The following is a 16,529-nucleotide window of genomic DNA, read 5'->3' on the forward strand; positions in this document are numbered from 1 at the left end:
CACCAGCGGTACTGCGACGCGTCCGCCCCGCCGCGCTGCGGCGGCTGGTTCGGGACTTTTGCGGACTCCTCGTCTGTCGTGTCGATTTCGCGACAAACCACGCGAACTTCGTCGCCAATGAAACCATTCGGGCGCGTTTGTCGTGCGATTTCTGTCGCATTGGCCTGCGTGCAGCCGGACAATCGCCGGGTTGTGGCCTGGTTCGGTTATTGCGTCGATCGCGCCATGGACACACCAGCCACCCAAGCTTCGCGACCCGTGCCGCGCGAGACGCACTTCGACCGTCTAGGCGGCGAGACCGCCGTCATCCGCCTGGTCGATGCGTTCTATCGGCACATGGATACGCGGGCCGACGCGCAGCGCATTCGCGCGATGCATCACCCGGACCTGTCTTCGACGAAGGCCGTGCTGGTGCTGTATCTGTGCGAATGGCTCGGCGCCGACAAGCGGTACTCGGCACAGCGCGGCCAACCACGGCTGCGCACGCGTCATGCCGCATTCGCGATCGGCACCGCCGAACGGGATGCGTGGCTAGCTTGCATGCGCGCCGCGCTCGACGAGACGGGTGTCGAGCCGGTGCTACGCGATGAACTGATGCAGGCCTTTTTCAAAATCGCCGACCGGATGCGCAATACGCAGACGTGAATCCCTCTTCAACGCTGTTTAACCCAAGGATCTGTGATGACCGAAACGCTCGCGCACAAGGAGATCGACGACACCGCGTTCGCCCGTCTCGAACATGAAGGCCGTCTGCTCAACCCGGTTTTCAAGGGGCTGACGAACAAATTCGGCCGGGTCGGCTTCCGCGGCGAACTTGCGCTGCGGTTTGCCCCAAAGCTCGCCGACGAAGCGCGGCCGCCGGAGCTGACCTGCGATCAGGTGATGGCATGCGCGACGATCGGCCATAAGCACTTGCCGTTCTTTGCCGGGTATCTGTTGAGCTTCGAGCATCTGAAGGACGTGGCCGAGGTGCTCAGCGACACGCTCTCGGCGGATGGCAAGTACTTTCTGTTTTGCGACAACATCGACCTGAGCAAGCGATATCAGGTGCCGTACAAGGGCGCGATGTTCTATGTGCTGCCGATTCTCGAGTCCACCGTCTACAACGAGATGCTCGAACTGCTGTACCTCGAAAAGAACGAATTGAAGAAAAAGGACTCAGGCGGCAAGCTGGATGCGGTAGCGGACGCGGCCATCAAGTTCGACGTGACCTTCGACACGATCACCTACAGCGAAGGACTTGAATTGATGGGGCCAGTGCGCAACCCCAACGAGAACCGGCCCGTCTGAGGCGCGGGTCCCGACTGCTGCCGCCCGCACGGCTGCGCCAACCGATGTTCCCTTGCACCCGAACGCGACCATGATCATGCACACCAACACTGCTTTCGTCCTCCGCGAACGCCTGGCCTCGCGCGTTGTCCGGAACGCCGATGCACAACTCGAAACGATCGTGCCCGCCGCACTTTCCACGTGGCTGGCGTACCACGGCTTCCCTGATCCGCATTCGCGCTGCGTGAACGGCGAAACCCCGTTGATGCGCGCCGCGCAGCATGGCGAGGACGCGGTCGTCGAAGCGTTGCTCGCACTCGGCGCACGCGCCGACGCGCTCGATGACGACGGCAACCATGCGCTCTGGTTCGCGTGCCTGCACGGCGGCCCCGCGACCATCCTGCGGCTGATCGACGCCGGCGCGCCGATCGACCATGTGAACGACGACGACATCACATGCCCGATGCAGGCAGCCGCGAGCGGTCGCCTCGACGTCCTGCAGATGCTGCTTGCGCATGGGGCGAACGCAGAACTGTGCGCACCGGATGGCCGCAGCGCGCTCGACATGGCAGCCGACCTCGGGCTGCAACTGCTGCTTGCTTTCGGATGACAGGCTTTGTTAGCGAGTCTTAAGAAGGACGTGCGTCGCGCGACCAGCGAAATCGGTCCACTGATCAGTCGAAAAATCATATAGTTTGCAGCCTCGTGCGGTGTCGAAGTACCAACGCCACGAAAACCGCTGCACGACGATCCGTTCCGGAAGCATCGCTTCGAGGGTTCGCTGAGCACCGACGAGCCCGTATAGAGGGAGACTCATGTCGACGTGATGCGCGGTGTGCTCCATGATGTGATGAAACAGCGCGCCAAAACGCCAGCGAAAGGTCAAGTGCACCGTCGTGGATACGAACGGATCCGAACGCCCCCATTTCGCGCGATCGTCGTACCAGCGGATTTGCGGATGCGTGTGGTGCGCGTACACGACGAAACCCACCATCGCGCACCAGAACAGGAACGGCACCCCGAACCCGCATGCGATTGACGGGACCACCCCCCGCTGCGTCGCGCGAGCGATCCACGCGAGCGCGCCGATCCACAGCAGTGCGAACACCGATACCAGCGTGCAGTCACGGAAGAACACGGGGCGCCGCGTCGGCATTGCGGCCCGCGACGGGAAAAACATCTTCGTCCACCAAATTTCGATCATGTAGTAGAGACCAGGCGCCCAGCCGCTGCGATAGATACGTTCCAGTGCGCGCCGTGGCCCACTCAAGGCGCGATATTCCTGGATCGTCAGCGGTGCCCACACAAAATCGACGCCTTTCAGGTTCGTGTAGCCGTGATGCACCACGTTGTGACCCACTTGCCACAGGCTGTACGGCGTGAGCGACGGCAGGAAGGCGATCCGGCCCAGCCAGCGGTTGAGCGTGCGGTGCCGGGTCAGGCTCTCATGACATGCGTCGTGACCGATGACGAAGAGCCGTCCGATGACGAAGCCCGCCATGCATCCGAATACGGTCTTCAGCACGAACCCGTGCGCGAACACGCTCGCGGCGAGCGCACACAATAGCAAAACGTAGTCGAACACGAGCAGCAGAAGCGCGTAGGCGGTGCGGCGTTCGGCGAACGGTGTCAGCCACGAGCGGATGACCTTGCGATGGGGCAATGGCTCATTGGCGGGAACGGGGTGATTCGGACTGTTCATGAAGAGTGACCGGTAGAGCGGTGCAGCACAACACTACGCACGCGGCCGACGGCTGCATGCCGTGTCCGCGATGATGTGATCAGACCGTTTCGCGCTGGTGGCGAGTCAGCGCGACATCATGTTCATGCTGACATTGTGCATCACCCAGATCGTGCCGAAGATCAGGAACAGCGCGGCGAGCGCGGTGTAGCATAACGCCAGCACGTTCCAGCGCTGGCCGCGCGACAGGTCCAGATGCAGGAACGTCACCAGTTGCACGACGATCTGCACGAACGCCAGCAACGCGAGCGCCATAATCGCGGAGCCGGACGGCAGCAACCGTTGCGTGACGATCGAGAATGAGCCAGCCGTCAGCGCCACGGCGAGCACGAAACCGGTGATATAACCGGCGACGTCACCACGCGAGGCGGTCGTGGACGTCGAGTGTGAATGGACCATTTAGAGCACGCTCCCGAGATAGACAAACGAAAACACGCAGATCCACACGATGTCGAGGAAGTGCCAGAAGAGGCTCAGGCATGTCAGACTCGTGAGGTCGCGACCGGACAGTTCAGGCGAGCGGACGACATGCACGACGAGCACGGCCATCCAGACGAGGCCGGCTGTCACGTGCAGGCCGTGGGTGCCAACCAGCGTGAAGAACGACGACAGGAAGGCGCTGCGACTGGGGCCAGCACCGTCGGCGACCAGGTGCGAGAACTCGCGCAGCTCTAACGCGAGGAACAGCGCGCCAAGCACGAACGTCACGAGGAGCCAGCTGATCACGGCACCACGCCCCTGGCGCTGCGCGCCGAGCATCGCGAAGCCGTAGGTGGTGCTGCTCAGCAGCAGCGCGCCGGTTTCAAGTGCGACACCCGGGATGTCGAACAGGTCCCGTCCGGACGCGCCACCCGCGAACTGGTGCGCCATTACGGCGAACACGGCGAACAACGACGCGAACAGCATGCAGTCGGTCATCAGGTACAGCCAGAAGCCGAACACGGTGGGCGTTGGGCCGTGGTCAGCGCTCGACCTGGCGTGATGGACGAGTAATGCAGATTGCGACATGGATCAGGTCTCCGCGGATTCGGATAGTTCAAGGGCGGCCGGGGTGGGTGCGCTGCCGCGACGTGCTTCGATTTCGCGCACGCGCGAGGCCGGAATCACGTAGCCATGGTCGTCGCGGAAGCTACGCGCGATCAGCGCGGCGACGATTGCGACGAAGGCCAGCACGGCGAGCCACGTGATGTGCCAGACGCCGGCGAAGCCGAGCACGAGGCTGAATGCGCCGATCAGGAACCCGTCCGCGGTGTTCGACGGTAGGTGGATGTCCTCGTAATGCGCCAGTGCGGCATTTGCTGCGCCGCTTTCCTTCATGTGCGCGAACGCGTCGAGCTGGTGGACGACCGGTATGCGCGCGAAGTTGTAGACAGCGGGCGGCGACGCGGTGGCCCATTCGAGCGTACGGCCGTTCCACGGGTCGCCCGTCAGGTCGCCGTATTCCGGCTCGTTGCGATGGATCACGCTCACGACGAGCTGGGCGATCTGGTGCACGACACCGAGTGCGATCAGCACCACGCCGCATGCGGCGACGAACAGCCAGGGATGCCAGGTCGGGTTGTCGTAGTGATTCAGGCGCCGGGTCATGCCCATGAAGCCGAGCACGTAGAGCGGCACGAACGACACGTAGAAGCCGACGAACCAGCACCAGAACGCCCGCTTGCCGAGCTTCTCGTTAAGCCTGAAGCCGAACGCCTTCGGGAACCAGTAATGGAAGCCTGCGAGATAGCCGAACACGACGCCGCCTATGATCGCGTTGTGAAAGTGCGCGATCAGGAACAGGCTGTTGTGCAGCACGAAGTCCACGCCCGGGATCGCCATCATCACGCCCGTCATGCCGCCGATCGTGAACGTGACCATGAAGCCGATCGTCCACAGCACGGGTGCGGTGAACTCGATGCGACCGCGGTACATCGTGAACAGCCAGTTGAAGATTTTCACGCCCGTGGGGATCGCGATGACCATCGTCATAATGCCGAAGAACGCGTTGACGTCTGCGCCGGAACCCATCGTGAAGAAGTGGTGCGCCCACACGAGGAATGCGAGCACCGTGATCGCGCACGACGCGTAGACCATCGTTCTGTAGCCAAACAGCGGTTTCTTCGCGAAGGTCGCGATCACTTCCGAGTAGATGCCGAACGCGGGCAGCACGAGGATGTACACCTCCGGGTGGCCCCACGCCCAGATCAGGTTCAGGTACAGCATCGCGTTGCCGCCGAGCTCATTTGTGAAAAAGTGCATGCCTGCGTAGCGGTCGAGGCCGAGCAGTGCGAGCGTCACGGTTAGGATCGGGAACGTTGCCATGATCAGCACGTTCGAGCACAGCGCGGTCCACGTGAACACCGGCATCTTCATCAGCGTCATGCCGGGCGCGCGCAGCTTGACTATCGTCACGAAGAAGTTGATCGCGGTAATCAGCGTACCGACGCCGGAGAGCTGCAGACTCCAGATGTAGTAGTCGACCCCGACGCCGGGACTGAACTGCAGCTCCGACAGCGGTGGATACGCGAGCCACCCGACCTGCGCGAACTCGCCGATCACGAGCGACAGATTGATCAGAATCGCGCTGATCGCCGTCATCCAGAAGCTCAGCGAATTCAGGAACGGGAAGGCGACGTCGCGCGCGCCGATCTGCAGCGGCACGACAAGATTGAAGAGGCCGACCATCAGCGCCATCGCCATGAAGAAAATCATGATGACACCGTGCGCGGTGAATATCTGGTCGTAGTGGTGCGGCGGCAGGTAGCCGGGGCCGTGAAACGCGATCGCGAGCTGAAGCCGCATCATTACGGCGTCGACAAAACCGCGCATGAGCATCAGCACCGCGACGATGATGTACATGATGCCGATCTTCTTGTGATCGACGCTTGTCAGCCACTCGGTCCAGAGCCACTTCCAGCGGCCGAGCTTCGTGAGCGTGGCGATGACCGCCAGCACGATGAGCGCCATGAACGCGGCCGCGCCCATGATGATCGGCTGATCGAACGGAATCGCGCCGGGCGTGAGTTTTCCAAACATGGCTTACTCCGTGGTCTGCGTGCGACAGGCGGCGTCGCGGAAGGCCGTGACATTGCCGTTGTTGTATCGGGCAACGATGTTGCGGAACAGGTGCTGGTCGATCGATGAGAAGTAGCGTACCGACTGCTTCTCGCTCGGCTTCGCGACTTCGGCGTATTCGTCCATGCTCAGGCGGTCCGGCGAAGCCTTGACCTTCCGTACCCATGCGTCGAAGTCGGTGACGCTCGTCGCGAGCGTGCGGAACTTCATGTCGGCGAATCCCTTGCCGCTGAAGTTGGCGGACATGCCTTCGAGATTTCCCGGGGCATCCGCGATCAGGTGCAGACGGGTCTGCATGCCGACCATTGCATACACCTGGGTGCCGAGTTGCGGGATGAAGAATGAGTTCATCACCGAGTCCGACGTGATCCGGAAATTCACCGGCGTATCGACTGGCACGGCGAGCTGGTTCACCGACGCAATGCCGAGGTCCGGGTAGATGAAGAGCCACTTCCAGTCGAGCGCGACCACCTCGACGTCGATCGGCTTCACGCTCGACTGCAGCGGCCGGTACGGGTCGAGCTCATGCGTGGTGCGCCACGTCAGGATACCGAGGTACAGGATGATCAGGGCGGGGATCGTCCAGACGACGATCTCGATCGCCGTCGAGTGCGCCCATTTGGGTGCATAGACCGCGTAACGGTTCGACGCACGGTAGCGCCACGCGAAGAACAGCGTCAGCAGGATCACCGGGATCACGACGATCAGCATCGCCCACGTGGCGGTGGCGATCAGCGACTTCTCGGCCGCGCCGACGCTCCCTTTTGGATCAAGCACAGTCAGATCACATCCCGATAGACAGGCGCTCAATGTCGTGACGATGGCTATCGACCGTTTCCTTAAGGTTTTTCTGTCTGTCATAGTGGTTAAGTCCGGGTTGTGGCACTTTTGACCTGAAGCTGGCTTGACGCATGCGGCGTCACACTCGCAGCATCATGGTCCGACAACCGGCCAGCTTTGTGATTGATGCCGATCAAGGACGAACAAAGCGGCGGGGTGCGGTGCACTGACGCAGTGCGCGGGCTAAATCAGGCGACAGTCTGCTGCGGCAAACCGTAGATCAGGTCGACGTTAATTGAGAGAAATCCCGCATCGCGTGCGCCGCTGACTGCGCGTTTCACCACATCGAGTGGCTGGATGCGATTGACAGCCTGCTGAACGTCGGTAGCAAATTCCTGTACGCCGAAGCTCGCTCGGTTGAAGCCGAGGCGCGCGAGTGGTGAAAGCGTTTTGGTGCTGACGGTTCGCGGATCAATTTCGATGGCAAGTTCTGCGGCGATCGAGAACGCGAAGCGGTTCTGCAGTTGCTGGACAAGCTCTTCGAGTTCGGCAACAGGGAAGAAGGTCGGCGTTCCACCTCCCAGATGCAGCTGCACGGTTCGCCGGTCAGGTCCGAGATGTGACGCGACCAGGTCCATCTCACGAACGAGGTAGCTCAGATATCTAGCGCTGCAGCCATGGTCGTGCGTAATGACCTTGTTGCATGCGCAGAAGTAGCAGAGTGATCTGCGTGCCGTTCGGCGGCTGCAGCCAGTCCGGCAATGGCTGCGAAATCGGTGTCTCCGGGTGCGAGAAACATCTTGGGTACCAGTCAATGCGGTTGAAGGCCAATAGTCCGGCCTCAAGGCTCCCGCTATCTCGACATTCCCACGCGTGACCCGATGTCGCATCTTGACTTCGGGATCGGGACCGGTTGACCCTGCGCAAGGGCAGCCCTGATTTGCGCGTCGACAATTCCCCGCATACATCAACAAGGGGAAAGCGATGAAGCACATGATTAAGGCCGTCATGATCGTGGCAAGCCTGTGCGCTACGGGTTTGTTCGAAGTGCTGGCATACGCGGATGACGTAAGCGCGAACGGAAGCACGATGGCAGGCGAGGTGACGGCGGAAGGGATCCACGCCGGTGACGTGCTCGTGCGTCTGCGTGCCATCTCGATCGAGCCCGAAGTACACACCAGCGGCACGTTGTCGTCGCTCGGCGTGGGTGTCAATAACGCACTCGTGCCGGAGTTGGACCTGACCTATATGATCCGCGACGCGATCGGCATCGAGCTGATTCTCGCCACCTCGCGGCATCACGTGACGTCTGGCCTCGGCGATCTCGGTGGCGTGAACGTGCTGCCACCGACGCTGCTGCTGCAATATCACTTCAACCATGCTGGCATGATCCGACCGTATGTCGGCGCGGGGGTCAACTACACGTACTTCTACAACGACGGCCTCAGCGCGGGCTCCGAAGGCATCCAGGTGTCACGCAGCAGCTTCGGTCCGGCGGTGCAGGCTGGCGTCGACGTGCAGATCACGAAGACCGTCTTTCTCAACGCGGATATCAAGAAGATCTGGATGCACACGGACGCCTCGGTCGGCGATAGTTCGTTGGGCCGGCTGGACATCGACCCACTGGTACTGGGAATAGGCGTCGGAATGAAGTTCTAGCGAGCGCGCAATGACAGACCACAGCTCGCACCAACGGGCGATCCGCTCCGCCCCATCCACCTGAAACGGAGATCTGGTCACTATGCCTCTGTATGACTACCGCTGCGCGGCCTGCGGCCACGCATTCGAAACGCTGGTGCGCGCCGGCCACACGCCCGTCTGCCCGCAATGCGGCGGCACCGCGCTGGACAAGCAGGTCAGCGCGCCGGCCTCGCCCGGCAAGAGCCGCGCGATCATCTCCCGCGCGCGGCGTCAGGCGGCGCGCGAAGGGCACCTCAGCAACTATTCGCCGGCCGAGCGCCGCAAGCTGCTGCGCTGAGCTCAACGGGGAATCGCGAGGTCGATGTATATGAACCCCGAGGGCGCCTACGGGATGGCACTCCGTCTCACCGTCTTCATGGCCGGCACGCTGGATCAGGCCACCGCCGACAGCCTGCTGGAACGCGCGAAGGGCATCTGCCCGTATCTCGACGCGTGGCTTCGCAACATTGCGTCAGCACGGCCGCCCTCGCGCTCGCGCGCTTCGATGACCACGACGGAAACGTCCTGCGCATGCAGTACGCGCGCCAGCGCGAGGCCGAGTTGCCTGCAGCAGGGTCGCGCCGGCGGCAACGTCGTAGGTCTTGCCCGAAGGCAGTACGTTCAGTGTGGTCATGATGGCGATCTTGATAAAAGGCTACGGATCAAGAACGATGGATAGCGGCCACGCTTCACGCGGCCAGTGCGGGTTGCAAGGCATCCACCAACGCTTCGGCGAACCCGCCCAGCGGCATCGCGATACACGTGATGCCCTGCTCTTCGAGAAAGCCCGCCTCCATACGCGTCGGTTCGTCGGGCAGCACGGCCCAGTGCGTGTCGGAGGAGCGCTTCATGATCTGGCGCGCGAAACTGCGTGTGAGCTGGTCATCGAAACGGCAGCCCAGAAACAAGAAACTGCGACCGCTGCGCCACGCCTGCACGGCGGGCGGAATGGGCGTCTGGATATCGATCTCGGTCATGACTTCGACGAAGTCGCTGTCAGAGCCCAGGTAGTTAGAGGCCGGCGCATGGCCGCCAATCGGCTTGTAGAGCAGCGCGCCCGAGGCCGGCACGTCATCCAGCAACGCGCCGTCTGCGCTATAGGCCGCGAACCAATGGCCGAAATGCTCGGCCTGCGACAGCCCCTGCAACTGCGCCCAGCCGCCCTGCGGCCGCGCCTGCGCCAGCGCGCAATGCAGTGCCGACGGCGTCGGCGTCATGGCGAAGGCCTCATTCATGACGCTCACCAGCGACTTGCGATGCTTGAAGTTTTCGATGAACTGCGCCGCCTGGGTCAGCCGGGTGCGGATCTTGTGCAGCACGCTGACCTTGGCCGTGATGATTTCGGCGAGCGCGAGCGGCGTGGCAGGGACGGCCGTATCGGGGCACAGCGCGAGCAGCGCCGGTCCCAGGTACGGAATGACGCCGCCCGCACACAGGCGTTCGGCGATGGTCTGGACTGAGACGGTCATGGAGTGCGCCTCACAGATAAATGGCGGCGCCAGCGCCCACGTTGGTCGCGGTGTCTTTCAGCGTCTTGACGATGTACTTGACCTGGTCGGTGTCGAGCAGCGTGTGCAGCGGCAGCGCCAGCGCGCGATCGCCGATGCGCTCGGTGTCGGGCAACAGGCCGCTCTTGCGGCCGATCGCATCGCCCGTGTTCATGTAGTGGAACTGCCGATGCAGCGGATGGCTGTAGGCCACCGTCTCAATGCCGCAAGATTTCATGTCGTCGATCATCTGGGCGCGCGCGCTCTGCGTAAAACGCTTGCCCAAATGCACAACATAGAGCATCCAGTGCACTTCTTCGACGTCCTGGGCCACGTAGGCCGGCTTGATCCCTTCGAAGCTTTGCATCTCTTCGTGATACCAGGTCTCGACCTGCTTTCGCTGCGCGAGGCGCGTGTCGAGTTCGGCCAGTTGCGCGAGACCGAGCGCGGCGGTCAGATCGCTGATGCCCGCCTGCAGCGGCACCCGCGAGCCGACCGAGACGGACGCGCGGTCTGTGACGCGCCGCTCGCGCAGATAGCGCAGTTCATGGACGAGTTCGTCATCGTCGGTGACGAGCATGCCGCCCGCTCCTGTGCACAGCGCGGACGGGCTGGAGAAGTCGAACACTGATACGTCGCCGAAACAGCCGACGTTGCGGCCCCGGTAGCGCGAGCCCAACGCCTCAGTACTGTCTTCGATCAGCCGCAAGCGTTGCGCGTCGGCCAGTTCGCGCAGCAGCGCCCACGCGGCCGGGTGGCCGTTGGTATTGCCGGCGAGGATCGCGCGTGTGCGAGGGCCGATCTTCTGCGCGGCTTTTTCGGCGCTCAGACAACCGCTCCAGTAGTCGATGTCGGCGAACACCGGCACGGCTCCCGCCAGCGTGATCGCCTGCGCCACCTGATGCCAGGTGTGCGACGCGCAGACCACCTCGTCTCCCGCGCCGATCCCCGTCGCGCGCAACGCAATCCAGGTGGCGAGCGTGCCGCTCGCGACCGCGACCGCATATTCCCGGCCAACCCAGCCCGCAAACGCGCGCTCGAACGAATCAAGCATCGGCCCGTCGCTCCAACGCGAGGATTGCAGCACCGCGTTGACGAGATCGATCTCGCGCGCCGCGCAAGCCGGTTCGCTCAACGCGATCTCATCGATTTCCATGCGCCTTGTCCTCGGTCAGGATCAACGCATCGGCCTCTTCAGGCCGCTGCGTGATGGACCTGTAATACCCGGCCGATATCGCGAAATAGATACTGCGCACACCGAACCGGAGCGCTGCTGTCTCGTCGCGCATCACCGTTGCGCTGACATGCATTGTGCGCACCTCGGGATAACGTTCGTGCCATTGCGCGGCGGCGTCGCGTAGCGTCGGTGCCGTGCGGAGCAGGTCCGCCGCGAAGTCCAATTGCTCGGCGTTCAGGCTCATCTCACTCCTCCACGCCAGCAATGCGCCGCGCTTCGACCGTGATCGGCAGCGGCGTATCGTCGGCCATCGCGGGCAATTCGAGTTGCCAGCCGTTCGCGAGCGTGACCAGTCCGCCCCACATCCCGGGCTGCGCCATCGCGACAATGGGCTCTTCCAGGTCCTTCTTTGGCACGTAGGCGCTCAGCGCGCCCTTGCTGTCCTTGCGGATCATGACTTTCATGGTTGCGGACTCCGGAGATTGATGACAGGTTCAAACCAGGTTCAAGCGGGATGCGCTGCTTCCTCCAGCAGTGGACGAAGCAAACGCCGCGTGCAGCCAGCGCACGCGCCAGCTTCAGATGCGCTGCATGTTCGATCGCGCTGAATACGCCACGGTGCCGGCCTTCCGGCGCCGCCGCGTGCAGCCCGCACACGGCCAGGTGATTGGCTTCGGTGGCGCCGCTGGCGAAGATCAACTCTGCGGGCTTGCAACCGAGCGCTCGCGCGATCGTCGCGCGGGCCGCAGCGAGCGTGCCCTTCGCCTGCTGCCTGACGGCATGCTGCGACGACGCGTTGCCCCACACATCCGTCAGGATGGACAGCATCGCCCGCCACGGCGGAGGCTGGCGGCATGGTCGCGTTGTGGTCGAGATAGATCGTCGCCCGGCTCCGTTAGTTTGCTTCACGGCCAGAACACGCATTCGCGATCGATGCACAGCATGTCCAGCAGCTCGGCCAGGTCGGTGCTCTCATGCTGGGGCATCCATCGGTGCGACGCATGATCGCGCGCGCTCAGGTGCCACATACCGTCTTCATCGCGCGTGAGCCAGGCTATGTCGATCAGCCCGCCATTCGCGTCGACATTGCGAGAGCAGCACGGGCTCTCGACACGGAACCCCTGCCCATCGCGCAGCACGCGCGGCTGCACATAGCGGTAGCGGGTACGCTCGCGCAACGCTTGCTCGATCTGGCGCTGGGTCAGGTCGAACGGGCGGCCCGCGCGCAAACCGTCGCGCGGCGGCGCCGCTTCTGGCGCGCTCGCCTGAACCGTCATGAAATGGCTCCTTCTTCGGGTAGCAGGCCGGCGGGTGCGGGCGCAATTTCATTCTCCGTGCATCCGACGACACAGTTGCCGAACTCCACCAGATAGACCGGCTCGCCGCTCTCAACCACCTGGCCGACGTTGACGATTTCGCCGACCGTACCCGCCTCGGCCAGACAATCGTCCTGGCCGCGCTCCGGAAAGCTGCCGTCGTTGCACAGGTCATCCAGCGCGATCACGCGCATGCCCCACTGATAAGCAGGCTGAACCGGTTCGATACTCATGCTGACGGCTCCTGCGGTTGCGACGTCTCCGGCTGGACCCGTGTGCCGATCTTGTGCAGCGCTTCGGCCCGCTCGCCCAAGCCTTGCAGCACGTCGTCCGGCAGATTGTCGAGCGTGCATAGCTCTTTCGCGCGCATGCCGACACGGTGGCCGCTCTCGACGAAATCCACTGCGTAGATATAGAACCGCTGAAGGAAGGTGTCGATGCTGGTGACGTAGCCGAACTCGCCCTTGTTCACCAGCACTTCGCCGATGTCCTTGCCGTTGTAGGTGCCGTCGTTTCGGATCACCGCGCGTGCGATCACGCGCTCGCCGTAGTTGAAGCGCGGGGGAAACGCGACCTCGATCAGGTCGTCGTCGCGGTTGATGTCAGCCATGCTTCACTCCTGCTGATCGTTCGGCCTCGCTGTCGTCGGCAATACGCAGCAGCGCGGGCATCTCAAGACGCTCGGCCAGTCGCATCCGGAATACGCGATCAGGGTCGCCGATCATCTGCGGCAGCAGCGCGAGCGGCAGACGCTGCGCCACCCATTCGCGCACGCCGTAGTCGGAAACGCCCCGCATGCCGACCAATGCAGCAGGCGACAGGCGCTGCGCCACGCGAATCCGCACCTCGCGATGCGGATCGTGGATCAGGCGCGCCAGTTGCGCCTGCGGCAATCGCAACGCGAGCTGCAGCCGGACCATCTCGTCCGGGTCGCCGAGCAATGCCGGCAGACAAAACACATCGGCGTGACTCGCTGGCCTGCAACCGTGCTCCGCCGGCAACTCGCGGAACTGCACGTACCCGCAGCCAGTGCAGTCGAGCGGACCGCCCTGCCAGTGGCGCGGTGCAATGTCGCCGCCTGGTACGCGCGCGTTCTGTACGCTCATGGTTGCGTCCCCGTCCAGCCGCGCGTCGGATACTCACTCAGCGCATCCATTGCATCGTCGGACCCGACGCCGGTCTCATGACGATCCAAGACCTGCGAAAGCAGCGCGCCGCCCACCCGGTCTTCGGGATCGAGCCGGCGCAATTCGCGCAGTAGCATGCGCGCTTCTTCAAAGTCGCCGAGACGCATGTTGAGGTACGCGAGGCCCTTCAGCGTGAACAGATAAAAACGCGCGGCCGCGTCATAACGCGTGGTCACGATCGCGGCCGCAAGCGGGTCGTCGCCGAGATCTGAGCCCAGCGCGGTGCGGGCGACCGCCAGCGCGTCTTCGCCGATCGCACGCGCCTGCGCCAATTGATGGCCGTAGAAGTAAAAGCGGTACAGCGCGATCAACGGCACCGGATGGCGCGGCGCGGCGGCTCGGGCGCGTTGCAACAGCGCGAGCGCCTCGTCGGGGCGCTCGCGCAGCCGACCCGCCTCGGCGATCAATGCGTTGACGCCTGACGGCAAGCCGCCGCCGATCGCGCTCTGCGCAAACGCGGTCATTACGTCGTCGAGGGCACGGTCGCTAGACTCCATCGCCATCGCTCCTCTTCAGGAGATCTGACGCGGCAGCGGCGGCCGCCCGCGGCCAATCGCGCTGACATCGATGGTCGCCACGCCCGGCGGCGCCGACTCCACACTGCTGCTGCAACCACAAGCGGCCTGGTTCGGATTGAAGAAGATCAAGCCGGACTGGGTTGGCGTGTCGGCGAAATCGATCGTTATGCCTTCGAGCATCAGCCGGCTCTCAGCCGGCAGGAATACGCGCAGGCCGTTGATGTCGAGTTCCTGTTCGCCTGGTTGCAGCGCCGGCTCGGCGGTGAATTTCGCGGTATAGCCGGAACAGCCGCCGGCGCTCACCACCAGACGAAAGCCGGCGCCAGCCGGCAGGCCCGAAAAGCGCACGATACGACGCATGAACTTCTCGGCGGCACTCGTCACAGTTACGTTGGACAGCATGATGCGTAGTCTCCTGATGGATGAATGGTCGGCCCGGCCACGAGCCAGACTCAAACCTGAACGATGCAGCCGTCCACGGGACACACGGCGACGCACTGCGGGTCGTCGAAGTGGCCTTCGCATTCGGTGCATTTCTTGGGGTCGATCGCGAACACGCCGCTTTTCTCGCTGATCGCGACATTGGGGCATTCCGGTTCGCAGGCCGAGCATCCCGTACAGGTGGACGCAATAATCTTCAGAGGCATGGAGGCTCTCCTGTTGTCCTGTCTGGAAGGGTGTGGGGTGTCACGCAGCTGAGGCTGACGAGGTATAAGCACCCTGGCGAATCGAAGCATCGCCGCGGTCCCGGTGCACGATGGCGCCGCTGGCGATGCGACTGCGGTAGTCGTTGAACCAAGCAAGCACCGCTTTTTCGATAAATTCGCCGACGTACTGATCGACCGGCTCGATGCCCGCTTGCGCCAGTTCGTCTTTCGGGCAGGCGCCGATCTTCGCGACCAGCACCGCGTGGCAGTCGCGAAGCGCGCGCACGACCGACGGGAGTTGCTCGTCGTCGCCGTAACCGCCCATGCAATACAGGTCCACCCGGCGATGGCCGACGAACAGCGCTTCGGCTGCCGAGACCTCGAAGATCTGAAACTCCGTGACGTGGCCGAAGTGCTCGTTGACCCGGCCGCCGCCCTTCGTTGCGACCGCGACCAGCACCTTCATGTCGTCGGCGACGTCGATCTCGCGAGAGACAGCCAGCGCTTCTTGCTTCGCGTCGTGCTGCGCCTGACGCTCGGCTTCGACGCGCTGCTGGTATTCACGGCGGCGGTCGAGGTCGTAGACCACTTCCATCTGCTCGATCTTGTCGAGCGTGAAATCCTCGCTGCGGTCCTCGCCCAGCAGGCCAACCGCATCCGCGCGGCACTGGCGGCAATGACGCATCAGGTTGGCGCCGCCCATGCAGGCGTCCTGCACGGCCTTGAGTTCCTGCGCAGTCGGTCCGCGCTGGCCGCTCAGGCCAAAGTGAGTGCCGTGCTCGGTCTCCGAGATCAGCGGCATGATGTTATGCAGGAACGCGCCGCGTTTCCTGACGTCGCGGTTGACCTCGATCAGATGCTCATCGTTGATGCCGGGAATCAGCACCGAGTTGATCTTGGTCAGCACGCCGCGTGCGGTGAGCATCTCGAGACCCTCCATCTGCCGGTCATGAAGGATGCGGGCTGCTTCGTAACCGGTCACGCGCTTGTGCTTCCAGAAAATCCACGGATAGATTTTCTCGCCCACCGCCGGGTCGACCATGTTGATGGTGATTGTCACGTGGTCGATGTTGTACTTGCAGATTTCGTCCACGAGGTCGGGCAACGCCAAGCCATTGGTCGACAGGCACAGCTTGATGTCCGGCGCCTGTTCCTGCAGCATCCGGAACGTCTCGAAGGTCTTCTTCGGGCTCGCCAGCGAATCACCGGGACCGGCGATGCCAAGCACCGTCATCTGTGGAATCTCGCTTGCGACCGCCACGACCTTCTTCACTGCCTGTTGCGGCGTTAGCTTCTGAGAGACCACGCCGGGACGCGACTCGTTCGCGCAGTCGTATTTGCGGTTGCAGTAGTTGCACTGGACGTTGCAAGCCGGCGCCACCGCCACATGCATGCGCGCATAGTGATGATGGGCTTCTTCCGAGTAGCATGGGTGATTCTTGACCTTCTCCCAGATGTCCGGCGGCATGTCGTCGAGACTACCCGACGCACCGCAGCTGGCCTTACCCTCGCCACCGTGCGTGCCGCAGCCGCCACCGGTGGACGGGTCTTCGATCTTTACGCCGAGCGGTTTAATCTGCCCGATGCTGATATAGGCCGCTGCGGGCAAGTCGCTCGCATTGGAACTCGCTTGCATGGATATCTCCTCGCAACCGACGGCGGCCGCGCGC

The 16,529-nt window shown here is 63.3% G+C and carries 22 protein-coding genes and 3 pseudogenes; 6 read left to right on the forward strand and 19 right to left on the reverse strand.

Annotated features, from left to right (window positions below; translation table 11 throughout):
- Nucleotides 1-225 precede the first annotated feature (225 nt).
- The 3 genes from HDG39_RS27470 to HDG39_RS27480 all read left to right on the forward strand — a co-directional run bounded on the left by HDG39_RS27470 (nt 226) and on the right by HDG39_RS27480 (nt 1,879).
- Entirely contained in the window at nt 226-645 is a 420-nt protein-coding gene (locus tag HDG39_RS27470; RefSeq protein WP_184010372.1) for a group II truncated hemoglobin, read from the forward strand.
- 36 nt (nt 646-681) lie between these two features.
- A complete protein-coding gene (locus HDG39_RS27475; RefSeq protein WP_184010374.1) occupies nt 682-1,290 on the forward strand; it encodes a hypothetical protein in 609 nt (202 codons plus the stop codon).
- 76 nt (nt 1,291-1,366) lie between these two features.
- Nucleotides 1,367-1,879, forward strand: a complete 513-nt coding sequence (locus tag HDG39_RS27480) for an ankyrin repeat domain-containing protein (protein ID WP_260328288.1) — start codon at nt 1,367-1,369, stop codon at nt 1,877-1,879.
- A 9-nt stretch (nt 1,880-1,888) separates the two neighbouring features.
- On the opposite strand, the gene HDG39_RS27485 is transcribed toward HDG39_RS27480, so the two are convergent.
- The 6 genes and pseudogenes from HDG39_RS27485 to HDG39_RS35265 form a co-directional block, all read right to left on the reverse strand.
- On the reverse strand, nt 1,889-2,971 hold the full coding sequence (locus tag HDG39_RS27485) for a fatty acid desaturase (protein ID WP_260328290.1): 1,083 nt from the start codon (nt 2,969-2,971) through the stop codon (nt 1,889-1,891).
- A 105-nt stretch (nt 2,972-3,076) separates the two neighbouring features.
- The gene (gene cyoD / locus HDG39_RS27490; protein WP_121325257.1) at nt 3,077-3,409 is read right to left on the reverse strand and encodes a cytochrome o ubiquinol oxidase subunit IV; all 333 of its coding nucleotides are present in this window, start codon (nt 3,407-3,409) and stop codon (nt 3,077-3,079) included.
- A complete protein-coding gene (gene cyoC / locus HDG39_RS27495; protein WP_184010378.1) occupies nt 3,410-4,018 on the reverse strand; it encodes a cytochrome o ubiquinol oxidase subunit III in 609 nt (202 codons plus the stop codon).
- Nucleotides 4,019-4,021: 3 nt separating this feature from the next.
- A complete protein-coding gene (gene cyoB / locus HDG39_RS27500) occupies nt 4,022-6,028 on the reverse strand; it encodes a cytochrome o ubiquinol oxidase subunit I (protein ID WP_184010380.1) in 2,007 nt (668 codons plus the stop codon).
- A 3-nt stretch (nt 6,029-6,031) separates the two neighbouring features.
- Nucleotides 6,032-6,928 carry a ubiquinol oxidase subunit II gene (gene cyoA / locus HDG39_RS27505; RefSeq protein WP_260328291.1) on the reverse strand — a complete coding sequence of 299 codons (897 nt, stop codon included), beginning with the start codon at nt 6,926-6,928 and terminating at the stop codon, nt 6,032-6,034.
- A gap of 170 nt (nt 6,929-7,098) precedes the next feature.
- A pseudogene (locus tag HDG39_RS35265) lies at nt 7,099-7,857 on the reverse strand (radical SAM protein); the annotation flags it as partial.
- Between HDG39_RS35265 and HDG39_RS27515 the strand changes: the two are divergent.
- The 3 genes from HDG39_RS27515 to HDG39_RS27525 all read left to right on the forward strand — a co-directional run bounded on the left by HDG39_RS27515 (nt 7,832) and on the right by HDG39_RS27525 (nt 9,206).
- On the forward strand, nt 7,832-8,506 hold the full coding sequence (locus tag HDG39_RS27515) for an OmpW/AlkL family protein (protein ID WP_184010382.1): 675 nt from the start codon (nt 7,832-7,834) through the stop codon (nt 8,504-8,506). The pseudogene HDG39_RS35265 and the gene HDG39_RS27515 overlap by 26 nt on opposite strands.
- Nucleotides 8,507-8,588: 82 nt before the next feature.
- Nucleotides 8,589-8,825: an FmdB family zinc ribbon protein gene (locus HDG39_RS27520; protein WP_090811320.1), complete on the forward strand. Its 237-nt coding sequence runs from the start codon at nt 8,589-8,591 to the stop codon at nt 8,823-8,825.
- Between the two features lie 24 nt (nt 8,826-8,849).
- Nucleotides 8,850-9,206: a hypothetical protein gene (locus HDG39_RS27525; protein WP_184010385.1), complete on the forward strand. Its 357-nt coding sequence runs from the start codon at nt 8,850-8,852 to the stop codon at nt 9,204-9,206.
- Between the two features lie 10 nt (nt 9,207-9,216).
- Here HDG39_RS27525 and HDG39_RS27530 read toward each other — a convergent pair whose 3' ends face one another.
- The 13 genes and pseudogenes from HDG39_RS27530 to nifB form a co-directional block, all read right to left on the reverse strand.
- The gene (locus tag HDG39_RS27530) at nt 9,217-9,996 is read right to left on the reverse strand and encodes an SIR2 family NAD-dependent protein deacylase (protein ID WP_184010388.1); all 780 of its coding nucleotides are present in this window, start codon (nt 9,994-9,996) and stop codon (nt 9,217-9,219) included.
- Nucleotides 9,997-10,006: 10 nt separating this feature from the next.
- Nucleotides 10,007-11,170, reverse strand: coding sequence for a DegT/DnrJ/EryC1/StrS family aminotransferase (locus HDG39_RS27535; protein ID WP_184010391.1), 1,164 nt, complete (start codon nt 11,168-11,170; stop codon nt 10,007-10,009).
- Entirely contained in the window at nt 11,157-11,435 is a 279-nt protein-coding gene (locus HDG39_RS27540; RefSeq protein WP_184010394.1) for a hypothetical protein, read from the reverse strand. The genes HDG39_RS27535 and HDG39_RS27540 overlap by 14 nt, the downstream gene beginning before the upstream one ends.
- A 1-nt stretch (nt 11,436) precedes the next feature.
- A complete protein-coding gene (nifT, locus tag HDG39_RS27545) occupies nt 11,437-11,655 on the reverse strand; it encodes a putative nitrogen fixation protein NifT (RefSeq protein ID WP_007177241.1) in 219 nt (72 codons plus the stop codon).
- A gap of 139 nt (nt 11,656-11,794) precedes the next feature.
- Nucleotides 11,795-12,115: pseudogene (locus HDG39_RS27550) on the reverse strand (aminotransferase class V-fold PLP-dependent enzyme); the annotation flags it as partial.
- Nucleotides 12,097-12,468 carry a DUF3024 domain-containing protein gene (locus HDG39_RS27555; RefSeq protein WP_184010397.1) on the reverse strand — a complete coding sequence of 124 codons (372 nt, stop codon included), beginning with the start codon at nt 12,466-12,468 and terminating at the stop codon, nt 12,097-12,099. The pseudogene HDG39_RS27550 and the gene HDG39_RS27555, both read right to left, overlap by 19 nt.
- Complete coding sequence (locus HDG39_RS27560; RefSeq protein ID WP_184010400.1) at nt 12,465-12,740, reverse strand: nitrogen fixation protein NifZ; 276 nt, start codon at nt 12,738-12,740, stop codon at nt 12,465-12,467. Before HDG39_RS27560 ends, HDG39_RS27555 begins: the two co-directional genes overlap by 4 nt.
- Nucleotides 12,737-13,117 carry a nitrogen fixation protein NifZ gene (locus tag HDG39_RS27565; RefSeq protein WP_184010403.1) on the reverse strand — a complete coding sequence of 127 codons (381 nt, stop codon included), beginning with the start codon at nt 13,115-13,117 and terminating at the stop codon, nt 12,737-12,739. The genes HDG39_RS27560 and HDG39_RS27565 overlap by 4 nt, the downstream gene beginning before the upstream one ends.
- Nucleotides 13,118-13,136: 19 nt before the next feature.
- Nucleotides 13,137-13,613: pseudogene (locus HDG39_RS27570) on the reverse strand (4Fe4S-binding leucine-rich repeat protein); the annotation flags it as partial.
- The gene (locus tag HDG39_RS27575) at nt 13,610-14,191 is read right to left on the reverse strand and encodes a hypothetical protein (protein WP_184010406.1); all 582 of its coding nucleotides are present in this window, start codon (nt 14,189-14,191) and stop codon (nt 13,610-13,612) included. The gene HDG39_RS27575 and the pseudogene HDG39_RS27570, both read right to left, overlap by 4 nt.
- Before the next feature lie 15 nt (nt 14,192-14,206).
- On the reverse strand, nt 14,207-14,614 hold the full coding sequence (locus HDG39_RS27580) for a HesB/IscA family protein (protein WP_184010408.1): 408 nt from the start codon (nt 14,612-14,614) through the stop codon (nt 14,207-14,209).
- 50 nt (nt 14,615-14,664) lie between these two features.
- Nucleotides 14,665-14,859: a 4Fe-4S binding protein gene (locus tag HDG39_RS27585; protein ID WP_184010411.1), complete on the reverse strand. Its 195-nt coding sequence runs from the start codon at nt 14,857-14,859 to the stop codon at nt 14,665-14,667.
- Nucleotides 14,860-14,899: 40 nt separating this feature from the next.
- Nucleotides 14,900-16,495, reverse strand: a complete 1,596-nt coding sequence (gene nifB, locus HDG39_RS27590) for a nitrogenase cofactor biosynthesis protein NifB (RefSeq protein ID WP_184010414.1) — start codon at nt 16,493-16,495, stop codon at nt 14,900-14,902.
- Between the last annotated feature and the right edge of the window lie 34 nt (nt 16,496-16,529).

This window comes from Paraburkholderia lebeckiae (assembly GCF_014201005.1).
Lineage (GTDB): Bacteria > Pseudomonadota > Gammaproteobacteria > Burkholderiales > Burkholderiaceae > Paraburkholderia > Paraburkholderia tuberum.